The sequence below is a fragment of the Kitasatospora sp. NPDC058218 genome (genome assembly GCF_042882445.1).
Classification (GTDB): domain Bacteria; phylum Actinomycetota; class Actinomycetes; order Streptomycetales; family Streptomycetaceae; genus Kitasatospora.
Window position 1 is genome coordinate 109,968 of the sequence record NZ_JBHVWC010000024.1, and the last position, 10,825, is coordinate 120,792.

Consider the following 10,825-nt stretch of genomic DNA (forward strand, 5'->3'; position numbering starts at 1 on the left):
ACAACAAGCAGTCGTTCGAGCTCTCGGTGGTGCAGACCGCCCGGAGCTGAACCGGGCCGGCCCGGGCCGTACCGTGGTGGGGGCGGTAGGCCCAGCCCGGTACGGGCCGGGGGTGTCCGCCCCCGGCCCGCCACGCCGCCCTCCGCCCCGCCGCCTCCGCCCCGCCTTCGCCGCGGTTCCGCAGGTGGGGGCGGTCGCCGGCGGGTAAATTCGCTGGCGAGCGCGCCGGGAACGGGATAGGAAGACCGGATGAGTACCGAGAAGACCACCCCCGACCAGCGGGCCTTCACCCCCGTCACGCTCGACCTGGGCGACGTCCTGCTCCGCCCCTGGGGCCGGCTGACCGAGCTCCGGGGCGGTCCGGTCGCCGGCCTGCTCGCGGCCGCCGCCGATCCGGCGATCGCCCGGTGGAACCCGATCCGCGCCACCGACCGGGCCGGGGCCGAGGCCTATCTCGACCGCTGCGACGCCGGCTGGGCCGCCGGTAACGCGGCCGCCTTCGCCGTGGTCGACGCCGCCGACGGCACGCTGCTGGGCAACTCCGCGCTGCGCTGGGTCGACCGGGCCGACGGGCTCGCGATGGTCGGTTACTGGATGCTCCCGGCCGCCCGCGGTCGCGGCCTCGCGACCAGGGCGACCCTGGCCGTCACCCGCTGGGGCATCGCCACGGCCGACACCCGCCGGATCGAGATCGCCCACGCGGTCGGCAACGACGCCTCCTGCCGGGTGGCCGAGCGCTGCGGCTACCCCGCCGAGGGCACGCTGCGCGACAGCCACCACTACGGCGACGGCGTCTACCACGACGAGCACCTGCACGCCCGCCTCGCCACCGACCCCGAGCCGCCGGCCCGGTCGCTCGGTTGATCCGGCCGGTCGGCCGGAGCGCGTGACCGCTGCGCCGGTCCGCCGCCCCGCCCCGGCCGACCGTGTGCTCCCGGTCGTGAAAACCTGCCCGATGCGGCCCCGGCAGACCTGTGCCCGGGCGCGCGACGGGGGTGGAGGCCTAGTCTGGAAGGGCGCGTCCGTGTGCGGTGCGGAACGGGGACGGTGGGCCATGACGGTCATCTCGGCAGCACTCTTCGGTACCGACTGGCGCGTTGCGTCGCCCGGCTCCGAAGAGTTGCTGCACGAATGCGCGGCGCGAGGCTGGACGGTGTTGCTGATCGGGCCGCCACCGGTCCGGGCACCCGCGCTGGCCGTGGGCGCCCGGGGCGGGGACCCGGTCCGCGCGGCCCTCGACCTGGTCGACGGGACGCCCGAGCACGCGGTGTTCGTCGCCGCGAGCATGCGCGAGGTGCAGGTGGCACACCGCGCGCAGGTGCCGTGCGTCGCGGTGGAGGGCGACGGCGGGACCGGTTCCGAGCTGCGGGCGGCGGGCGCGGCCGAGGTGCACCGCGACGTCGCCGCCCTGTTGCGCGTGTTGGACGACAGCCTGCTGGCCCGACCCAGGGCCTTCGGTGACTGCCGCCCGACGGCTCCGGCCGCACCGGCCGGTCGGAGCGGTTGACGCCCACCCGATCCGGGCAACCGCCCGGAGCCGAGGACGGCGTCACCGGTAGCGTCGGAGGTGACCGAGATGGACGGACCCGCGTTGAGCGGACGGGAGCGGCGGCTCCTGGAGGAAATCGAGAGCGATCTGCGCCAGGACTCCCGCCTGGACCGCCGGTTGAGCACGATGGGGGTCAAACAGCCGGGTCGGGTCCGGGTCGGGCTGCGCCGCGCGGGGCGCCGACTGCCGCCCGGCGTGGTGATGACGGCGCTGGTGATGTCCGCGATCTGTCTGAGCATCGGTGTGCGCACCCCGACCGTGCCCGTGCTGATCGCCGTCGTCCTGGTCTGGACGATCAGCGTGGGCGTGGCGGCCGTGGTGGCGGTCCTGCTGCGCCGACGCCGTGCCGGCGGGCCGCACCCGGCGGACCTCCTGGACGGCGACCGCCCCGAGGGTCGTGACCGCCCCGACGGGCGCGACCGGCCCGAGGGCCGCGAGCGCCGGCCCTGGGACCAGCCGGAGGCGTGAGCGCGATGACCACCGCACTGTGGGAGTACCGCCCGGCCTCCCACCCCGCCGCCGACATGACCCTGGTCGGCTACGAGGTGGAGGGGACGGACGGCCCGCTCGGCCGGGTCGAACGGGATGCGGGCGACCATCTGCTGGTCGATTCCGGGGTGTGGGTGCCGGGCACCCGGGTGCCCGTCCCGGTGGGCCTGGTGGCCCGGATCGACCATCTGGAACTGGTGGTCCACCTGGACTGCCCGCGCGCCCGGGTCCGCTCCGTCCCGCCGTCCGCCGTCGTCGTCGAAGCCGGCGGGGGCGGACCGGGTCCGCGCGGCCGTTCGGCGCCGGGCGCGCGTCACGCGGACTGAGCGACCGTGACGCTGGTCGCCCTCACCGGCCGGACCGTCGCCTTCCTGGTCGCGACGGAGGGCGTCGAGCAGGTCGAGCTGACCTCTCCCTGGCAGGCCGTGGCCGAGGCGGGCGGCACGCCCCGGCTGCTGTCGACGCAGCCCGGGCGGGTGCGGGCCGTTCGGCACTTCGTGCCCGCCGACACCTTCGCGGTCGACGACGTCGTCGGCGAGGTGGGCCCGGAGCGGTACGACGGACTGGTCCTGCCCGGCGGAGTCGCCAACCCCGACCTCCTGCGCACGGACCGGGCGGCCGTCGCCTTCGTCCGCGCCCTGTGCGCGTCCGGCCGGCCGGTGGCGGTGATCTGCCACGGTCCGTGGACGCTGGTGGAGGCGGACGCGGTGCGGGGCCGCACCCTCACCTCGTGGCCGAGCGTGCGCACCGACCTGGTCAACGCGGGCGCGCACTGGGTCGACGAGGAGGTCCACGTCTGCCGGGAAGGCCTCGGCGTCCTGGTCTCCAGCCGGGGGCCGGACGACCTCCCGGTGTTCAACGACACCGTGGTGACGGAGTTCGCCCACGCGGCCGCGGCCCGGCGGCACTGACGCCGTCCACCCGCCGGGGCGATCCCCCGGCGCCCGTGGGCACCACGCGGTTCAGTCGCCCCGCAGCCGGACGAAGGTCGCCGTCGGTGGCCGGCCGGTGACGGTCACCTCGGCCCGCAGCGGAGCGGTCAGCGGCCGCAGGCTCCCGAGGTCCGGGTCGCGCACCGGTGCGCCCAGCAGCCCGTCCACCGCCTCCGTCACCTGCCGGGCCTGCACCGCCGTGAGCTGCGGGGTGGAGAGCAGCACCGGGCCGTCGTCCAGCTCCAGCACCAGTGCCCGCGGCCGGGCCGCCGTCCCGACGACCGCGCGGACGGTCGCGTCGACGGTGTCGCTGCGCCGGTACTTGACCCAGAGCCGGCCGGCGCCGCGCGCCCGGTAGGCCGACCCGGCCGCCTTGCAGACCAGCCCTTCGACGCCGGTGCCGGCCAACTGCTCCATCCAGGTCAGCGCCTCCGCCCGGTCGGTGGTGGCCAGCACCGGCTGGACCGGTGGCGGCACGTCGGCGAGCGCGGCCAGCAGCAGCCGCCGCCGCTCGGTGAGCGGCAGCCGCCGGACGTCCCGCCCGGGCAGCGCCAGCAGGTCGAAGGCGACCAGCCCGAGGGTCACGCCGTCCGAGGCCCGGTCCTGCCGGGTGCGCAGCAGCTCCTCGAAGGCGAACCGGCCGTCCCGCCAGGCGACCAGCTCCGCGTCCAGGACCAGCCCGGCGGGCAGCCGGGCGACGGCGGCGGCGATCGGGGGGAACTCGGCGGCGAGGTCCCGCCCGGACCGGGACTGCAGGTAGGGCGGGCGTTCCCCGCGGGCGAAGGCCACGCAGCGGAAGCCGTCCAGCTTCAGCTCGTACTGCACGCCCGAGCCGCCCAGCCCGTCCGACGGCGGGACGGCCGGGACGGCGGCCGGGCGCATCACCTCGACGGGCGGCTCCAGCACCACCGGCGCGTCCGTGCCGGTGCCGGTGCCGGTGCCGGTGTTCGCCTTCGCCTCGGCAGTCGTCGTCGTGCGCGTGCCGGTGCGTGTGCGCGGGGGGTCGGGGCGGGAGGCCGGTGCCCGGTCCGCCGACGGCGGCGAGGGGAGCGGCCGGGCCTGCGCCCCGTCCAGCAGTGGGGCCATCAGATCTCCGAACTCCGCGAGCCGCTGGGGGAGTTCGGTGATGTCGAAGACGAGGTCCGGCGCCGACCGGGCACCTTCCAGCTCCGCCCAGGAGACCGGCGTCGACACGGTGGGCCGGGGCCGGGCCCGGAGGGTGTAGGGCGCCGCGGTGGTCTTCTTGGCGGAGTTCTGCGACCAGTCCACCAGCACCCGCCCGGCGCGGCGCGCCTTGGCCATGGTGTGCACGACCAGGTCCGGACGGGCCGCCTCCAGCGCGGCCGCGAGCGCCTTGGCGTAGGCGGAGACCTTCGCGCTCGGCGTCGGCTCCAGCGGCACCAGCAGGTGCAGCCCCTTGGAGCCGGACGTCTTCACCCAGCAGTCGAGGCCGTCCGCCGCCAGCCGCTCGCGCAGCATCCCGGCCACCGTCCGGCAGGTCAGCACGGTCGCGCCCTCGCCCGGATCGAGGTCCAGCACCATCCGGTCCGCCAGCCCCGGCGCGGCGGCGTGCCACTGCGGCACGTGCAGCTCCAGGCAGCCCAGGTTGGCCGCCCAGAGCAGCGCCGCACCGTCCTCCAGCACCACCTGCCGCAGGTCCCCGCTCGTGCTCGGCACCTCCACCGTGCGGACCCAGCCGGGCGTCCCGGCCGGCGGGTTCTTGGCGATGAACACCTCGCCCTCGACGCCCTCGGGGCAGCGCAGGAAGGAGACCGGTCGGTCGCGCAGATGCGGCAGCAGCACGGTGTGCACGGCCGCGTAGTAGCGCAGCACGTCCCCCTTGAGCGTGCCGGTGCGCGGGTAATACACCTTGTCCAGGTGCGAGAGGGCGATCGTGCGCCCGTCCACCACCATCTGCGGCATGGCCGCCTCCGAGTGCGCCGGGCCCGCGCGCCTGTTCGCCGGGCCCGCGCAGTCAGTCTGCCCGGCCGCCCGCTACGGCGCGAGCAGGGCCCGGGCCGTCCGGAGCAGCTCCTCGTCGGCGGCCGGCTCGCGCTCGCCGGCGAGGCCGGAGCGGAACAGCGAGGCGCCCTCGACCAGCATCAGGAACACCTGGGCGCGGCCCCGGACGGCGGCTTCGGGCAGGTCGGGCCGGCGGTCGGCGAGGAAGGCCGCGACCTTCGCGCGGTACTCGGCGTAGAAGGCCCGGACGGCGCCCGACACGGCCTCGTCGCGGGCCGCGAGGGCCCAGAGCTCGGCGAACAGCCGGACCAGGCGGGTGTCCTCCTGCTCGGCGAGCAGGGCCCTGACCAGTTCCTCGGCCGTGCTGTCGGTGGCGGGGCCCCGCGCGTCCGCGGCCTCGCCCGCACCCGGCACGCCACCCGCCGGGCCCGCCGGGGCGAGCAGCGGTGCGAGCCGCTGTGCGGACCGGTCGAGCACCCGCTCCAGGACGGCGGCCACCAGCGCCGCATGCGTCGGGAAGTAGTACTGCAGATGCCCCAGGCGGACGCCGGCCGCCGCCGCGACCGCGCGCATCGACAGCTCGGCGCCACCCGCGGTCACCAGCAGTTCCTCGGCCGCGTCCAGCAGCTGCGCCCGCCGCTGCTCGCCCTTGCCGCTCACGCCGCGGCCCCCGCCGGCCGCTCGCTCCGGACGTCGACCGTGACGCCCAGCGCCGCGAGGTCGGCCAGGACCAGCCCCGGGCGGGGCGTCTGCTCCGGGAACGCCACCCCGACCGGGGGCGCCGTACCGTCCGTGCCGAGCACCCGGCGCAGGCCCAGCAGGGCGCCGACCGCCGTCAGGTGCGCCTGCCCGGCCCGGTCCTCGACCACCGCGCTCAGCCCGTGCCCGTCGTGCGCGACGTCGATCCGCAGACGTGCCACACCGCCCTCGCCCGGCGAGTACAGCAGCGCTCGGCGGGCCGGCTCCCAGGACTCGCCCCGGCCCCAGCGGAAGAACCCGGTGCGCTTGGCTGCCAGCAGCGCCGCCGTGCCGAGCCGGGAGCTGAAGCCGATCCGGGTGGTGGCGGTGGTCGTGCCGAGGGTGAGCGGGAGGGTGAACTGCTCCGGGGTGTCGATCCCGGCGACCCGGGTGGCGTGCTCCCCGATCAGGACGGTGCGCGCGCCGCTGAGCGGGGACACCGACCGGCGGCGGCCGTCGTGGACCACCTCGTAGTCCAGACCGAGCCGGTCCATGAACTCCACCGAGTCGGCTCCCGCGCGGTCCCCGAGGTCCCACCGGATCGCGGTCTCGACGTGCTCCGCCCCGCCGAGCCGCTCCGCCAGGGCGGCCGCGACCAGGCTGGTCACCCCGCCCATCCAGGCGGACGAGAGGAGAACGGGGGCGGCCGGGCGCAGCAGGGCGGCGACCGTGGCGGCCCGCTGGAGCCGGGCCGTCCAGCGGGTCACGTCCACGAACGGCACACCCGCCCGGGCGGCGGCCCGCAGCACCCGGTCGTCCGGGTCGTTGACGACGCCCACCACGGCACGGACGGCGGCGCCGAACGGCTCCGGATCGGCGAGGTCCCAGCGCCGGACGGTGACCGGGTGGGCGCCGTCCGGTCGCCGGAGCTCCCGGGCGAGCGCGCCCCCGCGCTGCTCCGAGCGGCCGGTCAGCAGCAGCGGCCAGTCGGCGGAGGCCGCTCGCGCCAGCTCGGCACCGACGGTGCCGTAGCCGCCGACCAGCAGAACGGGGCCGTCGGGGTCGTGGGTCAGGCGGTCGTCGACGTTCGGGGTGAGGTTCATGGGCCAAGAATAGGTCACTCGACCTAAAAGTCTCGTCAGCCCGTCACCAGCGCGTACGCGTCCCCCACCAGGTCCTCGATCCGCGCCCAGTCGACCGGCTCCGCATCGAGGCCGACCCCGACCCAGCCGCGGTGGCCGACGTACGGGGGCCGGAAGTACCGCTCCGGATCCTCGCCGATCAGGAACTCCTGCACGCCGGCCGCCGCCGGGCACCAGAAGGCGAGGCGGTCGTCGTGGTGGTGGTCGGCGAGCATCACGAACACCCGGGACCGCCGACCCGCCCCCGCGAACCAGGTCGGCTCCCCGTGGCTGACCCGCTCGGACACCTCCGGCAGCGCCAGGCAGAGCGCCCGCAGCCGCTCGACCGCCGGGGCCCCGGCCGGCGCCCCTCCGGGCCCCGCCGACCCCGCGGCCCGCGTCACCACGGCCTCAGCCGGCCGAGGGGCGCGGTGCGCCCGGGTAGGTGCCGAAGTACCAGTGATTGCCCTCCGGGTCGGCAGCCGCGAAGTCCCGCGACCCGTACTCGGTCTCGAACGGCTCCTTGGTGATCCGGGCCCCGGCGGCCGCGGCGCGCGCGTGCACCGCGTCCGGCTCCGCCGTGACCACGTACCCGGTGAAGGTCCCGGGCCGCCCGGGCCAGGGCTCGGCGCCCTCGGCGTCCGGCCGGTCGGAGCCCAGCATCACGCCACCGCCCTCCGGCCAGGCCAGCTCGGCATGGGCGACGAACTCGCCCTCGCCGTACGCGACGACCTCCTCGAAGCCGAAGGCGTCCACCAGGAACCGGATCAGGGCGCGGGCGTCACGGGCCCGCAGACTGGGCCAGACCTGCGGAGCGGGAGTCTTGCTGTTCATGGCGATCTGCCTCCTCGGGGCGGTCCGGGTCGCTCTCAGGACTCCCACTCTGGCGCCGCCACCGCCGGCCCGCCTTGGACGTTTCGGAACTTCGCCGCGTCCGGGCCCTCCGCCGCCAGCCACACGCTCGGCGCGCACCCGGCCAGCGCACGGAACTCGCGGGCCAGGTGGGCCTGGTCGAAGTAGCCGCAGCGCACCGCCAGCTCCGCGAGCCGGGGCGCCGGCCCGGGAGCGGCCAGCAGCCGCCGGGCCCGGTCGAACCGGATCACCCGGGCGGCGGCCTTCGGGGTGAGCCCGGTCTCGCGGCGGAACCGCTCCTGCAGGTGCCGGCTGCTCCACCCGGTGTCCTGCGCCAGCGCCGCCACCGAGAGCGACCCGCCGCTGCGCCGCAGTTCCCCCCAGGCACGGACGACCTCCGGCGGCACCCGCCCCGAGGGGCGTGCGGCCCGCAGCAGCGCTCCGTCCAGGGCGGCGAACCGCTCCGGCCAGCCGGCCGCCCGCTGGAGCTCCTCCTGGAGCCGCCCGCTCGCCCGCCCCAGCACGGCGTCCGCCGGTACGTCCGCGCCCGCCAACTCCCCGGCCGGCAGGCCGAGCAGCGCCCGGGCGGCCAGCGGGTGGACGGCGATCTGGACGCCCGACTGCCGCCCGTCGTGGGTGATCAGGGCGGGCGAGGTGTGCAGCCCGCCGAGCAGGGTGGCGTAGTCGCCGCCCGGCTGGGCCGGATCCGGGTGCCCGGCGACGGTCAGCGGCTCGTCCAGGGTGAGGATGAAGGTCAGGTACGGGGACGGCAGGCCCCGGTGCACGGCGGGCGCCAGGCCGCGTTGGCGGTAGCCGGAGTACCAGGCCACGTACGGCCGCAACGCCGTCGCCGGCCGGGCCCGCACGGCCTCGTCGACCAGGTCGGGGAGATCCTGCTGCGTCACGCCCCCAGTATCGGTCCCGGCCGGGTCCGGGGCGCCGCCGTGCGGGCTCGCGGGCGGTCGAGGTGTTGCTTATGGTGAGCGCACCGGAACACCCGGTACTCGGGGGGAAGACCTGCGAAGGAGTCCCAGTGACCACTGCCCGAGAGATCATGCACACCGGCGCCCAGTGCATCCGCGCCGACCAGACGCTCGCCGAGGCCGCCATGATGATGCGCGACATGAACGTCGGCGCTCTCCCGATCTGCGGCGACGACCAGAAGTTGAAGGGCATCATCACCGACCGCGACATCGTCGTGCGATGTATCGCCGAGGGCAAGGACCCGGCGGACATGACGGCCATGGAGCTGGCCGGGCACCTGCACTGCGTCCGCGCCGACGACGCCATGGAGGCGGTGCTGAAGAAGATGGAGCAGCACCAGATCCGCCGCATTCCGGTGATCGACGGCGAGCGGCTGGTCGGCATGATCAGCGAGGCGGACCTGGCCATGGGCCACCGCGACGGCCACCGCCTGACGGACCGGCAGATCATCGAATTCATGGACAGCGTCTACATGATGCGGTGACCGTCCCGCGCCGGGCGCGGTGCGGGAGCACCCCCGGCGAGCCGGGCCGGCCCCCGGCCGGTGCCCTCCGCGCGGCGCAGCGCGGGGGGCCGCCGGCGTGGCCGGTCCGGGCGTCCGGACCAGCCGCCCCCGGCACTCCCGGCCGCCCTCGTCGTCTCGTCGACCGTCTCGACATGCGAGCAAGAGGTTCTTGCCATTCGGGATGTGGGCAGAATCCCGACCATGGGAAAGACGTACGAGAGCATCGACGACCGCCTGCGGGACTTCATCGAGAGCCAGCCCGTCTACTTCGTCGCCACCGCGCCGCTCGCCACCGACGGGCACGTCAACGTCTCGCCGAAGGGCCGCTCCGGCACGCTCGTCGTGATCGACGAACTCACCGTCGCGTACCTGGACTTCGGCGGCTCGCACGCCGAGACCATCGCCCATCTGCGGGAGAACGGCCGGATCACGCTGATGTGGTGCGCCTTCGACGGTCCGCCGACCGTCGTCCGGGTGCACGGCCGGGGCGAGCCGGTGTTCCGGGACGACCCGCGCTTCGCCGGCCTGCTGAAGCACTTCGACGCGGCCGCCGACGGCTCCGGGCTGCGGGCGATCGTCCTGGTGAAGGCCGACCGGGTGAGCGACTCCTGCGGGTTCGCCGTCCCGCTGATGGACTACCGGGCCGACCGCGATCTGCACACGCAGTTCTTCGGCCGCAAGACCGAGGACGAGTTCGGCGCGTACTGCGAGGGCAAGGACCACGTCGCCAGCAGCATCGACGGCCTGCCCGCACTCCCGCTGCCCCTGCCGCCCAGGCCGACCTGACGAACCATCAGGCGGTGTCGGCCGCCCGGGCGGTCGAGTGCTGCGCCCGGTGGAGGTCCCGCAGGAGCGCGATCTCGGCGCCGTGGTGCAGCACTTCCTGGTTGACCCACCACACGACGTCGACGAACTTCTCCTCCGAGTCGCCGCCGTACGGGTAGGTGCTGTGCCCGACGGTGTCGAGCGCCGCGTCGTCGGCGTCGAGCAGGGCCGACCGCCAGGCGGCCACCGCCGCCCGGAAGGACGCGATCGCGGCGGTGGCGTCGCCGCTGACCGGGTACTGGTCCCGGCTCAACGACCGGCTGCCGTTGGTGTGGTCGGCCCGGACCGTCAGCATCTCGCCGAGGTGAGTGAGGCGCCACGCGATGGTGGTGAACGGCGCCGGTTCCGGGTGCGGCGCGGCGGCGGTGTCCCGCCCCCAGACGCCGGCGCCGACCAGTGCCGTCGCCCGCGCCCCGGGGCCGTCCGCGTGCCGCCGCACCGACCAGCAGTCGGGCACCGGCTCCCACAGGTACTCGTCGTCCGTCATCGGGCCGACCGCGACGTCCGTCCCGTTGCCGCTGTCCATGACCGGCCCCGCCAGACGGTCGGCCAGGCGCTTGCACGCGAAGTCGTACTGCTCCAGCAGGGGAGCCAGGCGCGCCGGTATCGTCATCGGGAACTCCGGTGGTGAACAGTCGACAGGTCGCGGGCGCGGTTCGCACGCGCCGTCGCACCCTGCCACACCCTCCACCCCGCGCGCGACGCGTTTTCCCGGCGGGGGAGCAGTTCGGCGAGGGGTGCGCGCAGGGTCGAGGCCCGCTTCGCCGACGAGGGTCTCGCCGACCGGTCGCACCGGCTCGCCGCGGGCGGGTCCTGGTCGGTGTGGTTGTGCTGGGAATGCCGCGACGCCGCTGGACCGGACCGGGTGATCGGTCGGGTGCAGCGGCGTTGTCGTGGTGGCTCCCGTTTCGGGGGCGGGGTGTTACTT

The 10,825-nt window shown here is 75.9% G+C and carries 14 protein-coding genes and 1 pseudogene; 7 read left to right on the forward strand and 8 right to left on the reverse strand.

The window, feature by feature from the left end; all coding sequences use genetic code 11:
• Nucleotides 1–249 precede the first annotated feature (249 nt).
• From ACFVYI_RS17565 to ACFVYI_RS17585, 5 genes are all read left to right on the forward strand, one after another.
• Nucleotides 250–864, forward strand: a complete 615-nt coding sequence (locus tag ACFVYI_RS17565) for a GNAT family N-acetyltransferase (protein ID WP_387886218.1) — start codon at nucleotides 250–252, stop codon at nucleotides 862–864.
• A 190-nt stretch (nucleotides 865–1,054) separates the two neighbouring features.
• The gene (locus ACFVYI_RS17570) at nucleotides 1,055–1,507 is read left to right on the forward strand and encodes an HAD family hydrolase (protein WP_387886220.1); all 453 of its coding nucleotides are present in this window, start codon (nucleotides 1,055–1,057) and stop codon (nucleotides 1,505–1,507) included.
• A gap of 69 nt (nucleotides 1,508–1,576) precedes the next feature.
• The gene (locus tag ACFVYI_RS17575) at nucleotides 1,577–2,017 is read left to right on the forward strand and encodes a hypothetical protein (RefSeq protein WP_387886223.1); all 441 of its coding nucleotides are present in this window, start codon (nucleotides 1,577–1,579) and stop codon (nucleotides 2,015–2,017) included.
• Nucleotides 2,018–2,022: 5 nt separating this feature from the next.
• Nucleotides 2,023–2,364, forward strand: a complete 342-nt coding sequence (locus tag ACFVYI_RS17580) for a PRC-barrel domain containing protein (protein ID WP_387886225.1) — start codon at nucleotides 2,023–2,025, stop codon at nucleotides 2,362–2,364.
• Between the two features lie 6 nt (nucleotides 2,365–2,370).
• On the forward strand, nucleotides 2,371–2,949 hold the full coding sequence (locus tag ACFVYI_RS17585; RefSeq protein WP_387886227.1) for a type 1 glutamine amidotransferase domain-containing protein: 579 nt from the start codon (nucleotides 2,371–2,373) through the stop codon (nucleotides 2,947–2,949).
• A gap of 51 nt (nucleotides 2,950–3,000) precedes the next feature.
• On the opposite strand, the gene ACFVYI_RS17590 is transcribed toward ACFVYI_RS17585, so the two are convergent.
• The 7 genes and pseudogenes from ACFVYI_RS17590 to ACFVYI_RS17620 form a co-directional block, all read right to left on the reverse strand.
• Nucleotides 3,001–3,852, reverse strand: coding sequence for a DNA ligase (locus ACFVYI_RS17590; RefSeq protein WP_387886260.1), 852 nt, complete (start codon nucleotides 3,850–3,852; stop codon nucleotides 3,001–3,003).
• 159 nt (nucleotides 3,853–4,011) lie between these two features.
• Nucleotides 4,012–4,893: pseudogene (ligD, locus tag ACFVYI_RS17595) on the reverse strand (non-homologous end-joining DNA ligase); the annotation flags it as partial.
• Between the two features lie 72 nt (nucleotides 4,894–4,965).
• A complete protein-coding gene (locus tag ACFVYI_RS17600; RefSeq protein ID WP_387886230.1) occupies nucleotides 4,966–5,592 on the reverse strand; it encodes a TetR/AcrR family transcriptional regulator in 627 nt (208 codons plus the stop codon).
• Nucleotides 5,589–6,713, reverse strand: a complete 1,125-nt coding sequence (locus tag ACFVYI_RS17605; RefSeq protein WP_387886233.1) for a saccharopine dehydrogenase — start codon at nucleotides 6,711–6,713, stop codon at nucleotides 5,589–5,591. Before ACFVYI_RS17605 ends, ACFVYI_RS17600 begins: the two co-directional genes overlap by 4 nt.
• A gap of 35 nt (nucleotides 6,714–6,748) precedes the next feature.
• A complete protein-coding gene (locus ACFVYI_RS17610) occupies nucleotides 6,749–7,135 on the reverse strand; it encodes an MmcQ/YjbR family DNA-binding protein (protein WP_387886235.1) in 387 nt (128 codons plus the stop codon).
• Between the two features lie 7 nt (nucleotides 7,136–7,142).
• Nucleotides 7,143–7,565, reverse strand: a complete 423-nt coding sequence (locus ACFVYI_RS17615; RefSeq protein ID WP_387886238.1) for a VOC family protein — start codon at nucleotides 7,563–7,565, stop codon at nucleotides 7,143–7,145.
• A 35-nt stretch (nucleotides 7,566–7,600) separates the two neighbouring features.
• The gene (locus tag ACFVYI_RS17620) at nucleotides 7,601–8,488 is read right to left on the reverse strand and encodes a helix-turn-helix domain-containing protein (protein ID WP_387886240.1); all 888 of its coding nucleotides are present in this window, start codon (nucleotides 8,486–8,488) and stop codon (nucleotides 7,601–7,603) included.
• A gap of 128 nt (nucleotides 8,489–8,616) precedes the next feature.
• Here ACFVYI_RS17620 and ACFVYI_RS17625 point away from each other — a divergent pair, with 128 nt between their 5' ends.
• Together ACFVYI_RS17625 and ACFVYI_RS17630 are read left to right on the forward strand one after the other, a co-directional pair.
• Nucleotides 8,617–9,051 (forward strand): CBS domain-containing protein, encoded by a 435-nt coding sequence (locus tag ACFVYI_RS17625; RefSeq protein ID WP_387886242.1) that lies wholly within the window; start codon nucleotides 8,617–8,619, stop codon nucleotides 9,049–9,051.
• A 222-nt stretch (nucleotides 9,052–9,273) separates the two neighbouring features.
• Complete coding sequence (locus ACFVYI_RS17630) at nucleotides 9,274–9,858, forward strand: pyridoxamine 5'-phosphate oxidase family protein (RefSeq protein ID WP_387886244.1); 585 nt, start codon at nucleotides 9,274–9,276, stop codon at nucleotides 9,856–9,858.
• Nucleotides 9,859–9,865: 7 nt separating this feature from the next.
• Here ACFVYI_RS17630 and ACFVYI_RS17635 read toward each other — a convergent pair whose 3' ends face one another.
• Nucleotides 9,866–10,510, reverse strand: a complete 645-nt coding sequence (locus ACFVYI_RS17635; protein WP_387886247.1) for a DinB family protein — start codon at nucleotides 10,508–10,510, stop codon at nucleotides 9,866–9,868.
• Nucleotides 10,511–10,825: the final 315 nt, after the last annotated feature.